Annotated in this window: 16 protein-coding genes and 1 pseudogene; 7 read left to right on the forward strand and 10 right to left on the reverse strand. The window is 45.4% G+C overall.

Annotated features, from left to right (window positions below):
* The 6 genes from murC to J4N23_RS15480 all read left to right on the forward strand — a co-directional run bounded on the left by murC (nucleotide 1) and on the right by J4N23_RS15480 (nucleotide 7,257).
* Nucleotides 1–1,356 (forward strand): UDP-N-acetylmuramate--L-alanine ligase, encoded by a 1,356-nt coding sequence (gene murC / locus J4N23_RS15455; RefSeq protein ID WP_207428591.1) that lies wholly within the window; start codon nucleotides 1–3, stop codon nucleotides 1,354–1,356.
* The gene (locus tag J4N23_RS15460; RefSeq protein WP_207428592.1) at nucleotides 1,349–2,227 is read left to right on the forward strand and encodes a cell division protein FtsQ/DivIB; all 879 of its coding nucleotides are present in this window, start codon (nucleotides 1,349–1,351) and stop codon (nucleotides 2,225–2,227) included. The genes murC and J4N23_RS15460 overlap by 8 nt, the downstream gene beginning before the upstream one ends.
* A 4-nt stretch (nucleotides 2,228–2,231) precedes the next feature.
* Nucleotides 2,232–3,581, forward strand: a complete 1,350-nt coding sequence (ftsA, locus tag J4N23_RS15465; RefSeq protein ID WP_207428593.1) for a cell division protein FtsA — start codon at nucleotides 2,232–2,234, stop codon at nucleotides 3,579–3,581.
* Nucleotides 3,582–3,707: 126 nt separating this feature from the next.
* On the forward strand, nucleotides 3,708–5,357 hold the full coding sequence (gene ftsZ / locus J4N23_RS15470; protein ID WP_207428594.1) for a cell division protein FtsZ: 1,650 nt from the start codon (nucleotides 3,708–3,710) through the stop codon (nucleotides 5,355–5,357).
* A 164-nt stretch (nucleotides 5,358–5,521) separates the two neighbouring features.
* Entirely contained in the window at nucleotides 5,522–6,763 is a 1,242-nt protein-coding gene (locus J4N23_RS15475; RefSeq protein WP_207428595.1) for an aminotransferase class I/II-fold pyridoxal phosphate-dependent enzyme, read from the forward strand.
* A gap of 299 nt (nucleotides 6,764–7,062) precedes the next feature.
* Nucleotides 7,063–7,257, forward strand: a complete 195-nt coding sequence (locus J4N23_RS15480) for a histone H1 (protein ID WP_207428596.1) — start codon at nucleotides 7,063–7,065, stop codon at nucleotides 7,255–7,257.
* A 60-nt stretch (nucleotides 7,258–7,317) separates the two neighbouring features.
* On the opposite strand, the gene dapA is transcribed toward J4N23_RS15480, so the two are convergent.
* From dapA to J4N23_RS15510, 5 genes and pseudogenes are all read right to left on the reverse strand, one after another.
* Nucleotides 7,318–8,196 (reverse strand): 4-hydroxy-tetrahydrodipicolinate synthase, encoded by an 879-nt coding sequence (gene dapA, locus J4N23_RS15485; RefSeq protein WP_207428597.1) that lies wholly within the window; start codon nucleotides 8,194–8,196, stop codon nucleotides 7,318–7,320.
* A 116-nt stretch (nucleotides 8,197–8,312) separates the two neighbouring features.
* The gene (gene ligA / locus J4N23_RS15490; protein WP_207428599.1) at nucleotides 8,313–10,325 is read right to left on the reverse strand and encodes an NAD-dependent DNA ligase LigA; all 2,013 of its coding nucleotides are present in this window, start codon (nucleotides 10,323–10,325) and stop codon (nucleotides 8,313–8,315) included.
* A gap of 471 nt (nucleotides 10,326–10,796) precedes the next feature.
* Nucleotides 10,797–11,792: pseudogene (locus J4N23_RS21030) on the reverse strand (MBL fold metallo-hydrolase).
* Between the two features lie 52 nt (nucleotides 11,793–11,844).
* Nucleotides 11,845–12,519 carry a hypothetical protein gene (locus J4N23_RS15505; protein WP_207428605.1) on the reverse strand — a complete coding sequence of 225 codons (675 nt, stop codon included), beginning with the start codon at nucleotides 12,517–12,519 and terminating at the stop codon, nucleotides 11,845–11,847.
* Nucleotides 12,520–12,575: 56 nt separating this feature from the next.
* Nucleotides 12,576–13,145 carry an NUDIX domain-containing protein gene (locus J4N23_RS15510; protein WP_207428606.1) on the reverse strand — a complete coding sequence of 190 codons (570 nt, stop codon included), beginning with the start codon at nucleotides 13,143–13,145 and terminating at the stop codon, nucleotides 12,576–12,578.
* 79 nt (nucleotides 13,146–13,224) lie between these two features.
* Here J4N23_RS15510 and tyrS point away from each other — a divergent pair, with 79 nt between their 5' ends.
* Nucleotides 13,225–14,511, forward strand: coding sequence for a tyrosine--tRNA ligase (tyrS, locus tag J4N23_RS15515; protein WP_207428607.1), 1,287 nt, complete (start codon nucleotides 13,225–13,227; stop codon nucleotides 14,509–14,511).
* 51 nt (nucleotides 14,512–14,562) lie between these two features.
* Here tyrS and J4N23_RS15520 read toward each other — a convergent pair whose 3' ends face one another.
* Genes J4N23_RS15520 through J4N23_RS15540 form a run of 5 tightly spaced genes read right to left on the reverse strand, consistent with a single transcriptional unit; the run spans nucleotide 14,563 to nucleotide 20,472 of the window.
* Nucleotides 14,563–15,495, reverse strand: a complete 933-nt coding sequence (locus J4N23_RS15520; protein WP_207428608.1) for a glycosyltransferase family 2 protein — start codon at nucleotides 15,493–15,495, stop codon at nucleotides 14,563–14,565.
* Entirely contained in the window at nucleotides 15,488–16,639 is a 1,152-nt protein-coding gene (locus tag J4N23_RS15525; protein ID WP_207428609.1) for a glycosyltransferase family 87 protein, read from the reverse strand. Before J4N23_RS15525 ends, J4N23_RS15520 begins: the two co-directional genes overlap by 8 nt.
* A 42-nt stretch (nucleotides 16,640–16,681) precedes the next feature.
* Nucleotides 16,682–17,668, reverse strand: coding sequence for an acyl transferase (locus J4N23_RS15530; RefSeq protein WP_207428610.1), 987 nt, complete (start codon nucleotides 17,666–17,668; stop codon nucleotides 16,682–16,684).
* A gap of 25 nt (nucleotides 17,669–17,693) precedes the next feature.
* Nucleotides 17,694–18,044, reverse strand: coding sequence for a hypothetical protein (locus J4N23_RS15535; protein ID WP_207428611.1), 351 nt, complete (start codon nucleotides 18,042–18,044; stop codon nucleotides 17,694–17,696).
* Between the two features lies 1 nt (nucleotide 18,045).
* Complete coding sequence (locus tag J4N23_RS15540) at nucleotides 18,046–20,472, reverse strand: penicillin acylase family protein (protein ID WP_207428613.1); 2,427 nt, start codon at nucleotides 20,470–20,472, stop codon at nucleotides 18,046–18,048.
* Nucleotides 20,473–20,663 lie beyond the last annotated feature (191 nt).

Below are 20,663 nucleotides of genomic sequence, written 5' to 3' on the forward strand. Positions count from 1 at the left end.
ATGGAATTGAATAACATAAAGAAAGTTTATCTGGTAGGAATTGGTGGCATTGGCATGAGTGGCCTTGCGCGCTACTTCCAAAAGAGGGGTTGTTTGGTGGCTGGATATGACCGCACGCAGACAACTCTTACCGATAGCCTTTCGGCGGAGGGAATGGACATTACTTATACGGATAGCGTGGAGGAAATTCTTCCAGCCTTCCGTGATAGCGATGAATCCCTGCTGGTTATTTATACTCCGGCAATCCCTGCAGATGCTGCAATCCTCAATTACTTCCGGGAGAAAGGTTTCGAGCTGAAGAAGCGTTCGGAAGTGCTGGGTATCATCAGTAAAGGAATGTTTACGGTAGCGATAGGAGGAACACACGGAAAGACTACCACTTCCACCATGATCGCCCATGTGCTGAAATATTCTGGATTTGATTGTACTGCCTTCCTTGGGGGCATTGCTTCCAACTACAACAGTAATGTGCTGTTTGGAGAAAACAATGTAGTGGTAGTTGAAGCCGATGAATACGATCGTTCTTTTCTGCGCCTGCATCCGGATATCGCCGTAATTACTTCTATGGACGCCGATCATCTCGATATTTATGGAGATGACGAGCATGTGAAGGAGTCGTTCCGGCTTTTTGCATCGCAAATTAAAGAAGGCGGGCGACTGATCCACAAGAAAGGATTATCGCTGGAGGGCGGAACTACCTATTCTGCTAAAGAACAGGCGGATGTCTATGCAGAGAACGTGCGCATTGTTAATGGAACATTTCATTTTGACTTTGTAAGTGCTGAACTACGCATTGACAATATTGAGCTCGGCCTTCCTGGTCTCCATAACGTTGAAAACGCGACTGCCGCAGTTCAGGTGGGACTGTTGCTGGGAATCGGAGTGGAGAAGATTAAGGCGGCCTTGGCGGATTTTAAAGGCGTTAAAAGACGGTTTGAATATATTCTTAAAACGGAGGATGTAGTTTTCATAGATGATTACGCCCATCACCCGGAAGAACTAAGGGCTTGTATTACAGCGGTAAAAGCCTTGTATCCTGAAAAGAAATTGACTGTGATTTTTCAGCCGCACCTTTATTCCCGTACCCGGGATTTTGTGGAGGGCTTTGCAGAAGTTTTAAACATGGCCGATGAACTATTACTGCTGGATATTTATCCGGCCAGAGAATTGCCGATTCCGGGGGTAACGTCGCAGATTATTTTCGATCGAATGTCTTTGGAAATCAAGCAGCTGTGTGGAAAAAATGAAGCGCTTGAATTCGTGCGAAATAAAAAGCCGGAACTACTTTTAACGGTAGGAGCTGGTGACATAGATACCCTGGTTGAACCTATAAAGCGGATACTTCAAAATGCTTAAGCGAATAAACTGGAAAGCGGTACTTACGGTGTTCCTATGGATAATTTCCATAGGAGGTGTGGTGGCGCTTATGAGTTTTATTGAGGTGAAGAAGGGAGATGCAAAGGTTACGGATATTAAAGTGCTTATTCCCGGGATGGAGAGCTTTATTGACCGGGATGAAATCGATGCAATTATTCTTCAAAACTCAGGACGTCTAATTGGGAGGAGCCTGGCTTCCGTAGATATTCAGGAGATCGAAGAGGCCATTATCGCTAATCCTTATATCAAGGACGCCAAGGTATACGCAGACATGGACGGCGTGATAAGTATTCAGATCGATCAGCGTGAGCCGGTGCTTCGCATACTGAACTACGTGAATCAGGATTACTATATAGATAAAGAGGGCCTGAAAGTACCTGTGTCGCATAGCTATACACCACATGTGCTGGTCGCCAATGGTTTCATCATGGAAGGCTTTAACGGGAAGGTAGACACGATGCAGACCAAGCTGGCCAAAGACTTATATAAAACGGCGGTTTTTATAGAACGGGACACTCTTTGGAAAGAACAGATTGAGCAACTCTATGTCAATGAACAGCGCGAGATCGAAATGATCCCCAGGGTGGGTAACCACAAAATTATCTTGGGAGATGCAGATTCGTTAAAGAACAAGTTCAGAAACCTCCTGATATTTTACAAAAAGGCAATACCACGGGTTGGATGGGATGCCTATAAAACGATCAATATTAAATACTCCAACCAGATTGTCTGCGTAAAGAGCGGCTTAGACAGTACTTCTATACAGGCAACCGTTGCCCCTAATCCGGCAACAGCGACAACAACCGGAACAAAAACAATTAAGGATACAATAACAACAGCAACACGTTAAATTTATGGAAAAAGGTACTTCTACAACATCAAAAAGTTCACCTATTGTCGTAGGGCTAGACATAGGGACTACTAAGATTTGTGTGATAGTGGGACGAAGAAGTGGTCATGGGAAGATAGAAATACTAGGGATAGGGAAGGCAGAGTCTGCGGGTGTGACACGCGGAGTTGTATCGAACATTCAAAAGACGGTACAAGGGATCCTTCAGGCAGTGGATGAGGCGGGTTCTCAGTCCAACGTCGAGATTAAGATTGTAAACGTGGGTATTGCGGGACAGCATATAAAAAGCCTGCAGCATCGCGGCATCTTGACGCGTAAAGATTTGCAGAACGAAATCCAGCGAAAGGATATCGAGAAGCTCATCGAAGATATGTATAAACTGGTGATGCCTCCGGGAGAGGAGATCATCCACGTGTTGCCACAAGAGTTTACGGTAGATAACGAGCCGGGAATCAAAGATCCGATCGGTATGGCTGGGGTGCGCCTGGAGGCGAATTTCCACATCATCTCTGGTCATGTTAGCGCTGTGAAAAATATCCTTAAATGTGTTACCAATGCCCATCTTGAAACTCAGGAACTAATTTTAGAGCCCCTTGCATCTTCTGAGTCTGTGCTAAGCGAAGAGGAGAAAGAGGCGGGTGTTGTGCTTGTTGACATTGGTGGAGGTACCACTGATATTGCCATCTTCCATGAAGGAATTATCCGTCATACGGCAGTGATTCCTTTTGGAGGTAATAGTATTACGGAAGATATCCGCGAGGGATGTTCAGTGATGCGCAACCAGGCAGAGCTGTTAAAGACCCGCTTCGGATCTGCTCTTGCCGATGAGAACAAAGAAAATGAGATCATTTGCGTTCCTGGTCTTCGGGGTCGCGAGCCGAAAGAGATCTCGGTTAAAAACCTTGCTTATGTCATCCAGGCGAGGATGGAAGAAATTTTAGAGCACGTGTACTACGAGATAAAGGCTTCGGGCTATGAAAAACGCCTCATTGCCGGTATCGTGATCACTGGTGGTGGTGCCCAGCTTAAACACCTGCCACAATTGGTAGAGTATGTGACGGGACTGGATTGCCGGGTGGGCTATCCAAACGAGCATTTGGCAAAGAACGAGGTGTTGCCGAAGAATATTTATGATGAGTTGAAAAGCCCGATGTATGCAACGGGTATAGGATTGTTGATTAAAGGAATTCATAAAACAGAAGAGATGATGGAAATGATGAGACAGCCAGGGGTGTTCGTGGAAAAACCACAGCCGGAAAAAGCTAAAAAGTCTTTTGGACTATTTGACAAACTGCTGCAGACGGGAGCGAAATTTATCAAGGACGATATCAAGGACGAGGACTATATTAAATAATTATCCACATTTTGGGAGTTTTCCACAAACTCAACAAGTGTGGAAAACTTGTGTGTAAAAATATTTAATATTACGACAAGGAATAGGTCTGAAAAAACGAAATCTACTAAACTGATTAATAAGGACATGCAGTTTGAAATGTTAAAAGAAAAGTCATCAATTATTAAAGTAATTGGTGTTGGTGGTGGCGGTGGTAATGCTGTAAACCACATGTACAGGCAAGGAATTACGGGTGTTGACTTCATCATTTGTAATACCGATGCGCAGGCTTTAGAGCTTAGCCCTATCCCGAATAAGGTTCAATTAGGAGCCAGTTTAACAGAAGGAATGGGTGCAGGTTCAATTCCTGAAGTGGGAAGAAATTCTGCTATTGAAAATATTGAGGATATCAAACGCATGCTTGGAACTAACACCAAGATGTTGTTTATAACGGCAGGAATGGGAGGAGGTACAGGTACTGGTGCCAGTCCGATCATCGCGAAAGCTGCAAAAGAATTAGATATATTAACTGTTGGTATCATCACTACTCCTTTTTCTTTCGAAGGAAAAAGACGTAGGATGCAGGCAGAGGAAGGACTTGAAGAGTTTAAAAAGCATGTAGACTCTTATCTGGTTATTTCTAACGATCGCTTGCGTGAAATCTTCGGAAACCTGACATTAAGTGCTGCTTTTGCTCAGGCCGACAATATCCTGACCACAGCGGCTAAAGGGATTGCCGAGATTATAACTATCCCTGGTTATATCAACGTCGACTTTAAAGATGTTCGTACGGTGATGAACAACAGCGGTGTTGCCATCATGGGAAGTTATGCAGCTGATGGCGACAACCGGGCGCTTAGAGCAGTAGAAGGTGCTCTGGCATCTCCGCTTTTAAAGGATAATGAGATTGAAGGTGCGAGATATATTTTATTGAACATCAGCTCTGGTTCAACAGAGGTTTCAATGGATGAGGTAAGTATCATTACAGACTACATTCAGGAGGAAGCCGGTTTGGCAGCCGATTTGATTTGGGGTAACTGTATTGATGAATCCTTGGGAGATAAACTTTCTGTGACGATCATCGCTACTGGTTTCCAGACGAAAGAAGAGCGAGCTATCGAAAAAAGTCAGCAGAAGAAAGTTTCGATGTTGACACCGGAGAATGCTCCGATGGTGAAGCCTGTTAACGTGGAGAATACATTCATTCAGGCAAGTCCTGTAGTTGCACCAAGCCCCGAGCCAGAAACAAAATATTCTGCTGAAGTTCAGGCAGACCTGTTTGGCGGCTTCTTCAAGAAAAATACAACGGAGGAAAGACCTCAGCCGCAGCAGGTAGAGCAACCCCGGATTATTCGTCATACCCTGCAGGAAGAAGAGCCGGTAAAGCCAGTGGAAGAGACGCCATTTGAATTTGGACTTAAGGTTGCAGAATCAGAGTATCAGTTCGGAACAGCTGCACAGGAAATAAAACCAGAGCCCGTGAGAGAGCCTGAGCCTCAACCTGTGCAACCAGAAGCGTTCAATCCTGACGAGAATAAGACTGACGAATCAATCGAAGAACAGCTGCGTAAATCAAGAGAGCGGATCCTGCGTTTGAAAGATCTGAGCATGAAGCTACGCACGGCGAACGGCTTGCAGGAGCTGGAAAATGAGCCGGCTTATAAACGCAAGCAAATGGCGCTGCAACAAGTACCTCATTCTTCCGAGTCTCAGATTTCAAGGTTTACCCTTTCTAACGATGAGGGCAACACCGAGATCAGACCGAACAATTCGTTCTTACACGATAACGTAGATTAAGAAATTAAAAGACCAGTAAAGCCTTTATCCCTGCAAACGGATAGAGGCTTTTTGCATTAATAACATTCTCTAAAGAATTAAGCGCCGTAAATAAATTGTTAATCAGGCATTTAAACGGTAAATTTGCGGCTTTATCTGAATAGTAACTTTTAAATAATAACACATTGGATTTATTTGATAAAATTTCTAAAAATATGGGGCCGATTGGCCAGCATCAGAAAATGGCTCATGGATATTTCGCATTTCCTAAGCTTGAAGGCGAGATCGCTCCCCATATGAAATTTCGTGGGAAAGATCATCTTGTTTGGAGTTTGAACAATTATTTGGGATTGGCAAATCACCCCGAAGTACGTGAGGCGGATGCAAAAGGCGCAGCAGAATTCGGTATGGCTTACCCAATGGGAGCCCGAATGATGTCGGGGAACTCGAACCACCATGAGGCACTTGAGAAGGATCTTGCCGACTTTACCGGCTTTCAGGATGCTTTTTTGTTGAACTATGGTTATCAGGGCATGGTATCTATCATAGATACCATGGTAGACAGAAATGATGTTATTGTTTATGATGCCGAATCACATGCTTGTATTATCGATGGCGTGAGATTACATATGGGTAAGCGTTTTGTATACCAACATAACGACATTGAAAGCTGCAGGAAACAACTGGAAAGAGCAACTAAGTTAGTTGAGCAGACTGGAGGCGGGATTTTGGTCATCACAGAGGGCGTATTCGGAATGTCGGGAGCTCAAGGGAAGTTGAAAGAGATTGTCGACCTGAAGAAGGAGTTCAATTTCCGTCTGTTAATTGACGATGCTCACGGCTTTGGAACAATGGGACCTACAGGAGCTGGTACACACGAAGCACAGGGAGTGATTGACGGAATCGACGTTTACTTCGGCACCTTCGCCAAGTCAATGGCGGGTATTGGTGCATTTGTAGCTTCGAACGAAGAAATTGTAAACTACCTGCGTTATAACATGCGTTCGCAGACTTTTGCGAAAGCACTACCCATGCCGATGGTGATTGGCTTACGCAAGCGACTTGAATTACTGAGGAATAAGCCAGAACTAAGAGAAAAGCTATGGACAATTGCTACTACACTTCAGAAAGGATTAAGGGATAGGGGCTTTGATTTAGGTGTAACTAATACGATGGTGACTCCGGTCTTCTTGAAAGGGGAGCTGAACGAAGCTACTGCTGTTACTATGGACCTGAGAGAGAATTACGGAATCTTCTGTTCCATTGTAGTGTATCCTGTAATTCCGAAAGGGCTGATGGAACTTCGGATCATTCCGACGGCTGCACACTCCTTAGAGGACGTACAAAGAACACTGGATGCTTTCTCAGAAGTAGCAGAAAAGCTTCAAAGAGGTTATTACAAAGAGCAAAATATTGTGACAGCTTAATAGCTACCTCGTTAATAGGAGGAAAAAAAGCGCAACTCAGAAGGTTGCGCTTTTTGCATTTATGCCCCTTTCTCAAGCAGTGTTGGTTGCCACTTCGTTCTGTCTTGCGACAGAATTACCAGTTAAAAAGTAAATCAATCTGACTATTAGGAAGATACAGTTGTTAATTGTGAGGTTAATGTGGAAAAAAAATAAGGAACTAAGCCTTATATCTTCATGGAGATGCTTTTTTTTTCTGAAAAAAGAATTTACATTCGTTTGTCTTATTAAATAATTAACCATTAAAACTAAACTACACAATGGCAAATTTTGAAAGATTTTCTGAGCTTAAAAACCTTCTTAATGGTTTAGAAGCTGATGCCGACAAGTTTTACAACAAGGGAAACAGTGCTGCAGGAACACGAGTTAGAAAAGGCTTGCAGGATGTGAAGAACCTTGCCCAGGCGATCCGTTTGGAAATTCAGGAGGCTAAGAACGCTGCAGTTGCAAAATAGTAGCCGCTAGCGCGAAAGAAGAAATTGAGCCCGGTGGAAATTCTCCTCCGGGCTTTTTGTTTATTTTAGGTTGTGGAGTTCCTGACCGATGCGCTCGAACGTCTTCTCGCTCACGTTCACTAGTGGTAAACGCAGGGCATCTTCGCAAATTCCTAACTGCTTCAATGCCGCTTTTACGCCGGCAGGGTTTCCTTCGCAGAATAGCAGAGAAGCCAGTGGAAGTAATTGGTAATGTAATTTTTGGGCTTCTTTGAACTTGCCTTCCAAACACAGGCGGACCATGTTCGAAAATATACGTGGAACAGCATTTCCTATCACCGAGATAATGCCGGCAGCACCCATCGCAATAAGCGGCAGTGTAACGCCATCATCTCCTGAGATGAACAGAAAATCCTCTGGTTTATCTTTCAGGATCTGATTGAACTGATCAAAATTCCCCGACGCTTCCTTTACAGCGATGATATTCTTGAAATCGTGTGCTAAACGTAGCGTAGTCTCGGGGGCTAAATTACTTCCGGTACGACCCGGAACATTATAAAGGATGATCGGGAGTGAAGCTGCTTCAGCAATCGCTCTATAGTGCTGGTACATCCCCTCCTGGATAGGCTTGTTATAATAGGGACTAACGGAAAGAATAGCATCATAGCCGGATACATTAAATTGCTGTACCTTCGAAACAATTTCCCTGGTGTCATTCCCGCCAATTCCAGCTACGAGCGGAACACGTCCGGCGACCGTCTCAGCTGTAAATTCCCAAACAGCTTTCTTTTCATCGTCGTTAAGAGTCGCTGATTCTCCGGTAGTACCGAGGGAAACAAGGTACTCTACCCCGCCTTCTATCAAGTGATTAATCAGATTTTTTAGGCCTGAAAAATCCACCTCCCTGTTTGTGTCAAAAGGAGTAACCATCGCTACCCCAGTTCCTATAAATTTGTTCATTGATCTGATTGAATCTGGCCCTAATTTTACCAATAATACAGGATGGAAAGCTTGAACCAAAAGTGGGTGCTAATTTAACACCCTAATTTGCAATTTGAAAGAATGTTTTGAACTTATTACTCGATCATCTTCAGTAAATCGGCATCCGAAATAATCGGAATGTTTAGTTTTTTTGCTTTTTCAAGTTTGGAAGGACCCATATTATCGCCTGCTACCAGGTAATTCAATTTACCGGATATAGAACTGAGTATCTTCCCGCCGTTCGACTGAATAAGTTCCGCCAACTCTTCGCGACTGAACTGCTCAAATACGCCGGAGATGATGAAGGTTTTCCCTGAAAGCTTATCGCTAGCCAGGCTTACTTCCTTTTCTTCCGTAACAAATTGTAAACCTGAAGTCTTCAGTTTTTCAATTTGTTCGATATGGCGAGGCTCTGCGAAATATTCTATCAAACTCTCCGCAATCCTCCCACCGATTTCATCAACAGATGTAAGTTCCTCGTAAGAAGCGCTGATCAGGCTATCGATGTTTTTGAAATGAGTCGCAATTTTTCGCGCCACCGTTTCACCCACGTAGCGGATTCCTAGTCCGAAAAGTACTTTTTCAAACGGCATCTGTTTCGAGCGTTCGATGCCTTCGAGCATGTTGTTGATCGATTTCTCGCCGAAGCGCTCCATCTGTTTTAGCTCTGCCGTCTTTTCTCTAAGGATATAAAGATCGCTGATGTGCTCGATAAGGCCTTTGCGGTATAGTGCTTCCACTGTTTCATCACCCAAGCCTTCAATGTTCATGGCTCTGCGGCCGATAAAATGCTGGATCTTACCCACAATCTGGGTAGGACAGCCCTCGTCGTTCGGGCAATAGTGCGCCGCTTCTCCTTCCTTACGAACCAAGTTACTTCCGCATTCGGGGCAGGTATCCGGGTAGATCACTTTTTCAGCACCCGGCTTTCGTTTCAGAGTATTAACGGATATAATTTTCGGGATGATCTCACCACCTTTCTCTACAAAAACAGTGTCCCCCAGGTGCAGATCCAATCGTTGAATCTCGTTGGCGTTGTGGAGAGTGGCTCGCTTTACCGTTGTTCCAGCCAGCAGAACAGGCTTCAGATTGGCAACGGGAGTTACCGCACCGGTTCTTCCCACCTGGTAGCTAACGCTTTCTAAGGTAGTTTCTACCTCTTCTGCTTTGTACTTATAGGAGATGGCCCAGCGTGGCGACTTTGCCGTGAAGCCAAGTTCGTGTTGCTGCGCATAGCTATTCACTTTAAGTACGATGCCATCGATATCGTAACTGAGGTTGAACCGGTTCTCTCCCCAGTAATGAATAAAATCGATAGCTTCGTCTATATTCTTGCAAAGACGGTTATGTTCACAAACATGGAAGCCCCAGTTTTTCACTGCTTCGAGGCTTTCCCAGTGAGTTTTGAATAAGGGTTTTTCCGTGTACAGAAAATACAGGAAGCAATCGAGAGGCCTTCTGGCCACCTCTGATGAGTCCTGTAGCTTCACGGTGCCGGCAGCGAAATTTCTGGGATTGGCATAAGGCACTTCTCCTTTCTGGATTCGCTCGCTGTTGAGCCTTTCAAAAGCCGCCCGATGCATAAACACTTCCCCCCGGATTTCAAACTCGTTTGGGTAGTCACCCGCATTTAATTTTTTAGGGATGCGTTTGATCGTTTTGATGTTGGTAGTTACATCGTCGCCTTTAGTGCCGTCGCCGCGTGTTACTGCCCTGTCCAGTAGGCCGTCCTTGTACGTTAAGCTCATAGAGAGACCGTCGAACTTCAGCTCGCAAACATATTCAAAGTCGTTTCCGATTGCTTTGCGGATGCGCTCGTCAAAATCGCGAAGGTCCTGCTCGCTGTACGTATTACCCAGTGAAAGCATGGGCCAGCGGTGTTGCACTGTTTTGAACTCTTTGGTGATTTCGCCGCCTACTTTTAGGGTGGGAGAATCAGCGCTCTGGTATTCAGGGTGTTGTTTTTCAAGCTCCGTCAGTTCTTTGAGTTTCTGGTCGAACTCAAAGTCGGAGATGGTGGGCTGAGCCAGCACATAGTAGTTGTAGTTATGCTGGTTTAATTCTTTCACCAGCGCATCCATTCGTTCTTTAACATCCAAAAGCGACATGGAACGAAGATAGGATTTTGGGTCCAAAAAGAGGAAGGGATGAGAGCTTTTGCCGGGGAAGAGCGCTGGGCAGGTAGCGGTGTTTGAACTACCTGCGATGTAAGCTAAACCGGATTGAAGCGGTTAGCCCGGAGCCGGCAGAGGGATGTAGGGGAGCCGGCGAGGACTAGAAGCGGAAAGCCGGACTAGCAGAGATTGAAATGCAGACTGTGGTTTTCATAATCCTTTAATAAGTTTAAGTATTTGTGTTACTTTGGATTTTCGATAGGATCCATTCATGGAAGATGTTAAAAAACTAAGAATTTCTTTTTTTATAAACCTGGCGCTGACTTTCCTGGCTTTGGGCTCCCTGCTAACGAGTTTGCAATCGGGTGAAGCTTACCGGATTGTCTTTGCTTTGACAGCCTCTGTGGGGTTCAGTATTTATTCTATTATCTTGCTGGCAAAGCTGATTAAAAGATAGGTTTTAGGTCAGGATTTCCACCAATTGCTGTTCATAGGCTGCCGGGTATTTACAGTTTGACCAGGAGCAGGAATGAGTAAATCGATCTGCTTTTCCGAGGCATAAGCCAGGAGTTGCTCAATGGGTTCGTCCCAGGGATGAAGAGCCAGATTGAAGGTTCCCCAGTGGATGGGGAGCATCAGTTTTCCTTTCAGCATTTTATGGGCGTCGGCTGCTTTGTACGGGCCCATGTGAATGTCTTCCCAATCCTCATTGGCAGCACCGATTTCGAGGGCACAAAGATCAAAAGGGCCGTATTTATTGCCAATATCCGCAAAGCCGGGAAACATGCCCGAATCAGCACCATAATACATTCGATGACTGGGACCAAGCAACACCCAGGAGGCCCAGAGCGTTTTGAACCGATCGTTGATTCACCTACCTGAAAAGTGGCGGGCAGGAGTGGCTGCAATTTTGAAACCCGGCGCAATCTCCTTTTCTGTCCACCAGTCGAACTCTGTAATATTACCAGGCGCCACTCCGAAGCCTTGCAGTCGGGCTCCTACTCCCAGGGGACAAAAGAAGTGGTTTTGCGCCAGCGTCCTGACGGTAGAAGCATCCAGGTGATCGTAATGATCGTGGGAGATGATAATGCCGTCCAGCGGAGGCAGTTCTTTCAGGGGAAGTGGAGGTTCGAAAAAGCGTTTCGGACCGATGAAGCTGAAAGGTGAAACGCGTTCTGCCCAGACTGAGTCGGTTAGGAATCGTTTTCCGTCGATGTCTATCAGCAAGGTTGAATGTCCCAGCCAGGTAACGCGAAGCTCATCTGGAGGCAGATGCTGAAGGGTAGGAAGATGGGTTTTAAAAGGACCGAGCGGCGTTTGCGGCTCCCGCAAGTGTTTGTTCTTATCGAAAAAGTTCTCCCGCAAGATTTTCAGGAAGGCGCCCTGTTTGGTAACCACTGTAGGGAGTGGGTTTTTAAAAACTTTTCCGTTGAAATTTGGGGAATTGTAGCTTTTGCCCATGCCTGTTCAATTAGTTGGATAAACGACAAGGAAGGGTAGATGTTTGGAGCACTTAATTGATGCGCCTGTCGATCTCATTAAAGATCTCCATAAATTCGTCCTTGAGACGTCTTTGATAGTCGATGAGCACGCTGGTGAGCTGCAGTTTTTGAGTTTCGCTGAAGGGGTCGGACCAAAGTCGCATGCAAATACGCGTAAGTGCGTACATGATATTATTAGCTTCCCGGTAGCTGTTGAGGTAGGAAGCCTCGATGAATTCGTCGAGGAATCTGAAAAACCGGTCCGTTTGTTCAACCTGGTTGATCTTAAGGAACTGATTCAGGGCCAATTGATCTGCGGCGGCAATTTGTTCATAGAAGCTTTCTGCCTCCAGCACTGATTCAGTCAGCAGAAGCGCATCCAGCATCAGCTCGAGCGCGATATGGGCTACAAAGGAGGGCCTTACTAATGAGTTGCTTAAAACAGGCACGATTTGCAGTTTGATATTTTCGGTGTGCCGGCAGAAAAAGTCGGAAGAGTGAAAGATCTTGTCTACCTCGAGATGTCTTTTCCAGCCAATTAAGAGGCTCCTGAGGTGATCGTTCTCTTTAAATTTCTCTTCCTGTTTCTCCGGGCGTAAGCACCAATCTTTGCTGGCGTTCTTCACCAAATCCGGCAATACCATTCCTATCACCCTATCGGGATCTGTTGTAAACCGATCAAAATAGTAATGGGACAGGAAGTTCATAGGTTAAAGTAACGCCTGTTACTAGCGCTACTGTAGAATATAGTGAAAAAGGCCGACTAAATCAGGTTTTTTATGATGGCATGCTGCAAAAGCACGATCGTTTTTACATCCTTTATTTTTCCGGAAAGTAATTTTTCACGGGCTTCCTGTGCTGAAAGCTCCACCAATTCAATTTGTTCACCTTCATCCTCTAATCCTCCTCCACTATTAACCTTCATGTCGGGGGAATATTTTCCGAAATAAAAATGTACATATTCAGAAAAGGCTGCCGGAGAGGTGTATGCTTCAGCGACTTTCTCAATCTCAGATATCCGGTAGCCAGTTTCTTCTTCAACTTCCCGCACAACGGCATGTTCGGGAAACTCGCCTTCGTCAATGAGTCCTGCACAAGCCTCTAAAATCGCTTCATCTTTTCCAAGATAAACAGGAAGGCGGAATTGACGAGTTAGTAGCACTGTCCGTCGGTCAGGATCATAAAGTAAAATAGTGGTAGCAGCAGGACGGAAGAAAATTTCTCTTTCCTGGGTTACCGTTTTCCCTTTTTCGGTCTTCTCTATCCTGAAGAGCTCCAGTTTTGAATGGTTTTCTGACAGTGTTTTCTGTTCGATGATTTTTACTTCTGGCATGCAACTAAAACAGGAGTACAAAGCCGGCAGTTTTTAATTTCTCAATTCTTCTATCTTTGCAGCCTTAAATACCCATAAGATGAACTTTGTAGAAGAATTACGCTGGCGTGGCATGCTGCACGATATAATGCCCGGAACTGAGGAAGAGCTGAATAAAGGTATGGTGTCGGGGTATATTGGCTTTGACCCTACTGCCGACTCTCTTCACGTTGGCCATCTTACACAAATCATGACCCTTATTCACTTTCAGCGGGCAGGACACAAGCCTTTTGCTTTAGTTGGAGGCGCAACAGGAATGGTTGGCGATCCTTCGGGCAAATCTGCTGAGCGGAATCTGCTTTCTGAGGATGTTCTTAACCGGAACGTGGAGGCATTGAAATCGCAGCTGAGTAAGTTTTTAAATTTCGATAGCGATGCGCCCAACAGTGCTGAAATGGTGAATAACTACGACTGGTTTAAGAGCTTTAGTTTTTTGGAGTTCATTCGTGATGTTGGGAAACATATCACTGTCAATTATATGATGGCCAAGGATTCGGTAAGAAAGCGACTGGAAGGAGAAACGGGAATGTCTTTTACTGAATTTACTTACCAGCTGGTTCAGGGGTACGACTTCTACTGGCTTTGGAAAAATAAAAACTGTCTGGTTCAGATGGGTGGTTCTGACCAGTGGGGAAACATCGTGACCGGTACTGAGCTGATTCGTCGGAAAGAAGCGGGTACGGCTTTTGCCATCACTACGCAGCTGATTAAAAAGTCCGACGGAACCAAGTTCGGTAAAACAGAAAGTGGCGCCGTTTGGCTCGACGCTAAAAAGACTTCGCCCTACAAGTTCTACCAGTTCTGGCTAAATGCAGCCGATGATGACGCAAAAAATTGGATCCGCATATTCTCTTTGAAAGGAAAGGAGGAGATTGAGGCAATAGAAAAAGAGCACGATGCAGCTCCGCACTTGCGTATTGTTCAGAAAGCATTGGCCGAGGAGATCACCATTCGCACGCACTCTGAGCAAGCCTTGCAAACCGCTCTAAAAACTTCCGAGTTTCTTTTTGGGACAGGAGGTGTTGAGTTCCTCGAGCAGCTAAGTGACGAGGAAGTGCTGGAAGTTTTTGAAGGGGTACCTCAATTTCAGGTAACTAAGGCGGAGTTAGAAGGAGGACTAAACGTGACAGATCTTTTGGCCGACCGCTCGAAAGTTTTCTCGTCAAAAGGGGAAGCTAAAAAAATGATCCAGGGTGGGGGAGTATCCATTAACCGTCAGAAGGTTGCCGATCAGGCTCAGGTTGTCTCGGCATCTGATTTGGTTAAAGGTAAGTATCTGATCGCTCAAAAAGGTAAGAAGAACTATTTTCTGCTGATCGCTGAATAGTTGGACGCTGATAAACGAAAAAGGCCGGGAGGAACTCCTGGCCTTTTTTATTTAATTTCTCAGGTTCGTCTCGCGGACGATATATTCAGGGCGCTGTTTCGACTGCATAAAAAGTTTGCCGAGGTACATTCCGATTACTCCCAGGATCAGCAACTGAAGTCCTCCAAAAAAAGCTACTGTAACGATGAGCGATGCCCAACCGGAAATAGTTTCGCCCCGGAAATAGCTGATGAACGCGTAGGGGATATACAGCAAAGAAAGGCTGGAAATAATCAAACCAAGGTACATCGCCAGGTGAAGTGGTTTTACGCTAAAGCTGGTAAGTCCTGAGGAGGCGAGTTTAATCATTTTCTGAAGCGAATACTTCGTTTCCCCATGCAGCCGTACGCTGTGATCGTACTCTACTACGGCTTTTTTGAAACCCATCCAGGAGATGAGCCCACGGAAGAAAATGTCTTTTTCATTCAGATCTTTGATGACGTTTACCAGCTTACGGTCTATGAGCCTGAAATCAGGCGAATTCGGTTCAACGGGAATATCCGTCAGGAAACTCATTAAACGATAAAAAGCCCGTGAGGTACTCTCTTTAAAAGCCCCCGCATTTTGTACCGCTCCTCTTCTTTTGCAAACCACCACTTCAAAGCCTTCTTCCCACTTATGGATCAGCTCTTCCACTACCTCAGGCGGATTTTGCAGGTCAGCATCCATACAGATCACGGCGTCCCCGGAAGAGTAATCGTAGCCAGCCCTCAAGGCGTTCTGTTGACCGAAATTCCTGGAAAAGTCGATGTAGAAGAGGTTGTTGTACTGATTGGAAAGCTGCTTCAAAACATCCAGACTCTTGTCCCTGCTTCCATCATTGATGAAAATCAGTTCAAGAGAATAGGGTAATCGCTCAAAGAGTCTATACAGTTTCTCTGTCAACAAGGGCAGATTCTGCTCTTCGTTGTAGGCGGGTATGATAACGGATATGACCTTATTCATTTACTGTCGCTGGTCTCTTTAAAAAATAACTTTCTCTAAGCACTTCCAGCCAGACTAAAAGACAAGGTAGTGCCTTGAGCCGATGTTCGCGTATAAAAGTTCTCGCTTCGGCTGGAAAAAGATCCGTAGGTGATAAACTGGTTAGCACCAGGGCAAATATCAGCAAAAAGTGATCCCAGGCGTTCTTTTGCGGCTTTGTTACATACCAGATGGCCACGCCAACAAAGGCAATGATATAAGTTGCAGATTCTGAACCTGTAGAAAAGAGCACCGCGAACAGCAGCACGGCTGCCAGAAGCAGCATCCGGTACCGATCATTGGATAGCTGCTTAAAGTTGAGCAACACCATGGCGGACATCAGGATTAGTCCCACCCCTAATATGTAGGCAGTTGGGGCATCCGGGTAGATGTTTCGCTGGATCAAACCCATCACCGATACATTCTGCATGGTAGAGGTCAGGTTTAAACCGTTTTTCCGCGAAAGTGCAGCTGCCCAATCATGATAACCCTCCAGTTGGAATGTCCAGGAGGAAATAAACAGAGGTAATAAGGCTAGCAGTACGGTGAAAGCAGCAAAGGAAACGACAAAGACCACGTATCGGCGGGCGAAAAGGATGAACGCAAAACCTACGATACCATAAAGTTTTATGAGGAAACCAATTGCAATCATTAGTCCCGCCAGAATCTCTTTATGCTTAATCGCAAAAATATATGTGAAGATCACCAACGCTGTGGTAAAGGGATTGATCTGCAGGTTCAGCAGAGAAGTGATCAGCTCATGGGTGGATATCAGGAGAATGAGATTTCTTTGTTTAACGGTTAACGGAAGTTTCCAGATCGCCCAGAAAAGCATCAGCGAGTTGAAAAGCGCCCAGAGTACAGCGCCTGCCATATCCGGAAGCAGTGCAAATGGCGCAAAGAACAATCCGAAAAAAGGGCCGTAGTGGTTGTTGTCCAAAAAATATTCCGGTTGCCTTTGGTAAAGCGGATGATTATTTAAGGTGTTAATGAAAACGTGTTTAAAAATGAGGTAGTTGTTATGACTGTTAGTCGATACCTGTTTGACAGCCGATACAACTGGCAGAATAATCCAAAGTACAAGGAGTAAGCGGGTGTAACCGATCTTTTGAAGGAATTTTTGCATTGATGAGTCGAAAATAGGAAAAAATAAGGAGAGCGATATTTGCTATTGGACCAAAAGATTGCAGCCCCGGATATCACTATTGTCAAAGCGACCTAAAACTTCGAAAGCTCTGTTGTTTAGTCTTCCAAGATCCTGAGTAGCAATGAAGGCACAGGAGTGAAGGTTTGCCAGGTCGATGATGTTCAGTGCCCCGGTTCTTCCTTCTTCTAGATAGTGGAATGGATCGTTGGTGTCCCTTACCAAAACCCGCATCCAGGCGGGGCATTCGAAAATGCCATTCCCTTTCGAATAAGCCTGTGAAAGTAGCTCAGTCATCCCATATTCTGAGTGGATGCGCGCTACTCCAAAGCCTGTCGTTAACGCCAAATGTAATTCTTCCCGGATCATCTCCTTTCTTTTGCCTTTCATCCCACCTGTTTCCATCACTATTAAGTTGGGAAAGTCGACTTGATACTGTTCAATAAAATCGAGCAATGCATAGGTAACACCAATCAGAATCACCTTCTCATTCTGGTCTCTTAGCTGAACCAATGTTTCATAAAGTTCTCGGTGGTTGTACAGAAAGTATCCACTAGCTGGTTTTTCGCTTTCGTGGATCAACGCATCGACCATATAGATCAGGGATGACCCTTCACGCTCCAGGTAGGAGGGAAGCAAAGCAAGGACCGAGTACTGCCGGATGTCGCCATAAAACAGCCGAAAACCCTTCCGGAAGCTTTCTTCATACAGCGCGATATTTCTCACGGGATGTTTGCTTGTACTCATGCCAGTTGTTCCTGAGCTGGAGAAAACGACTTCCGGCTGGACATTTTCCCCACACCAGATCTCGTGTGATTTAAAGAACTCTATGGGTAAAAAGGGGATGTCCCGCATCTGTTTTATTTCCTCTGGTATTATCCGCAAAGCTGTAAGGAACTTCCTGTACACCGGGTTAGCCACTGCCTGGTAACGAAATACCTGGAGGGCGACAGTTTCAAACTCTTCTTCTGTCTTTATTGAAAAGATTTGCGCTGCGGATATCTGATTCACCCCGCAAAGATAAATAGAAGAATGATTACCTCTTAGTAAAAGCAAGGCGACAATAATATCCCGCTAAAGCGGCAACACCTGCTGCCAGTCCCCCAATCAATGCAGTAACCATCAGCATTATCACCCAGTTGAAGTTCCAGGCAGGTAACATAAATAGCTGTCCGACTCGATTTGCAAGGATATTCTCGTTCTCGAGGGTATGAATAAGAGCAATAACAGCCCACAGAAGAGCAACTGCGTAAAAGGCGGATTGAAATGCATTTCTTCCGCTGTAGGCTTTCCAGAACGAAAAGCCAAAAGCAAGCGGTCCGATGATCCACCAGGGTAAAAAGAATTGAAACAGCAGGCAGCTAAATGCGATAAGTAAAAAAAGCATCTTATTTTTTTGATAAAGTTAATCTTCCTTTGATTCGGGGATTTTTTTCTTCTTTCGAACGGAGAAAAAGGAGTTCGTCAAGTTGACCTTCAGTCCAACTTGAAATCATGTCGTCATAGAACACGCTGCCCGGGTTGCCCGACTGCCCGCCCGGGAAAATTCCATACGCCTTGGGTGTTCGGCCGAGATCGACCACCATTCTCCAGGAGGGGCCGTTGCTCTCTGCGAGAGCGTTAACCGAAGTTTTTGAGCCCCCGGTAAATAGCAGTCCTGAACCAAAACCCGGGATTTTCGCCAGATGCGGGATATGTGTGTTTTTAACAAAGCCCCATTGCCATTTTTTTCCCAACAAACCAAACTTCCGGGAAAGGCTATCGATAGCAAATTTAAAGGAGGCTTGGATTAACTGCTCCCGACTTTCCTTGACAGGAGTGGCAACGACATCGAACCAGCGCGACTGCGGTTCTTTCAATAGTAACTGAACAGTCCGGTCCCTGGAGGGTGTGCGCATCGGTTTTTCCGGATCATGGAACTCGTCCCAAATCTTTTTGTGCAGATCCTTGTGCCAAATTTCGAAAATGCTGGCAGCGATGGATTGGGCGTCATAGGTATAGTTCCATTTACTCAGCAAGTTAAACGCCTCCTGCTCGGTAGCGTTCAGGTGGTCGCTTTTCAAAGCCTGAGTCATTAGCGGAAGTACATTTTGGGCCAGTACACTGAAGTTGTCTGTCTGTAGTTTTCGCAAGCTGTCTGCTGTCGCGTTCTGCATGGCGGTCAAACGAGTGTTAATCCTGTTCGCCCGTTCATATCCGGCAAAGTCCCAGTTTAAATAGTAGGGATAGCTGCGGTCTGTGGAGGGTTGGTTGGCGGAACTGACAAAACCCCGGGGAGGATTTAATACAGTCGGATTATGTTCCACCGGGATTCGGCCTTGCCATTCGGCTTGTTTTTCACTGCCGTTCAGTAAAAACTTGCCGTGTCCTGAGCGCTTAAGGGGGAAGTAGCCATTGGCTGTGATAGCTATATCGTTTTCTACACTCGCGAAAGCGAAGTTTTGAGCGGGAGCCGTGTAAAAAGTAAGCGCTTTACGGTAGTCGTTATAGTTTTTCGCCCGATTTAAATAATAGAAAGTAGCAACATCTACAGAAGGATCATGAGCAATCCAGCGGAGCGCGTAACCTGCCGGAATATTCGACGCCTTCCCGAAATTCTTTGGTTTTTGAGTATAAACCACCGGTCCATGATGCGTGTAATACACGGTGTCTGAAAGCGTTTTCCCACCTCTCACTTTAATAGTTTCGATGCGCTTGGAGGTTTTTCTCCAGCCCTCTTCATGAAAGTATTCCTCCTTGCGGTTGTTCTTAAATTTGATCTCATACCAATCCAATACATCTGACCCGACGTTTGTTACTCCCCAGGCTACCTGTTGATTAAATCCGATAATTACCCCTGGAGCCCCAGGAATTGACACGCCATTTACATTAATCCCGGGCCCGACTAACTGGATTTGATACCATATGGCAGGCAGAGTCAGGTCGAGGTGTGGATCATTAGCCAACAGAGGAAAGCCACTGGCTGTTCTGCTGCCCGATACTGCCCAGTTATTGCTTCCAATGCCCTCTCGTTTCTCCCGAGTTTTTATATCGGTATGGCCGATGAAGCTGGTGCCTGTTGACGCTTCAGGCTCTATTGGTTTGAACTTCCAGGGGGTGCCTTTCGGGATGATCGGTTCTTCTCTGAAGGGATAGTTGGGAAACAAGTCGTTCATTACCTCAGGGCCAAATTTACCAAGCGCATTGCTCATGTAGAATTCATCCGATCCGCCCGCCAGGGTAGCCGACATGAGCTTGAGGAGTAAGCCGGTGTTCAGCACAGTCCATTTCTCCGGCTTGTAATCCAGTAGTTTAAACTCTACCGGGTAATCTTCCGCGGAAAGCGAACTGATATAAGCATTGATGCCATCTGCATAGGCCTCCGTCATTGCTTTTATTTTTGGGTGCTTTTCCAGTTCCTTTACCATGTTTTCTGCGCCGTAGGTCATCCCCAGCCGTCGTTGATAACGGTCCAGCTCCAGCGCTTTTTCACCCACTACTTCGGACAGCCTTCCCGCCGCAAATCTGGTTTGAAAATCGAGTTGCCACAAGCGGTGCATGGCCGTGACGTAGCCCTGAGCAAAATACAAGTCGTGGTCGTTCTCTGCGAAAATGTGAGGGATAGCGTGATCATCAAACAGTATCTCGACTTCACTTATTAAGCCTTCTATTTCAAAATTTTTGTCAGGAAGTTGCTGTAGTTCTGCCTTTTGCCAAAAGCCCTTGAATGGATTGAGAAACTTCCCAAGAGGAGGCATCATACCCAGTTTCTTATCTAAAGCTACAAAGGTGATGATGGTAATAGCCAGTAAAAAAACTGCTTTAAAAGTTTTCATTCTTTAAATGTAACATTATAAAAGTACGCCTGTATAAGGATTGTTTAGGCCCTGGGCGAACTTTAAAGGGTTTTTTTATATATATTTAGTCGCCGGAACATCAGCACAATACCTGTGAAGGTTTTTAATTTGCCATGAAGTAAACAATAAACGTCTGCAATCGTTTAAAGGGCAACTCTGGTTAAATAGCT

The sequence above is a fragment of the Pedobacter sp. SYSU D00535 genome, assembly GCF_017355855.1.
Lineage (GTDB): Bacteria > Bacteroidota > Bacteroidia > Sphingobacteriales > Sphingobacteriaceae > Desertivirga.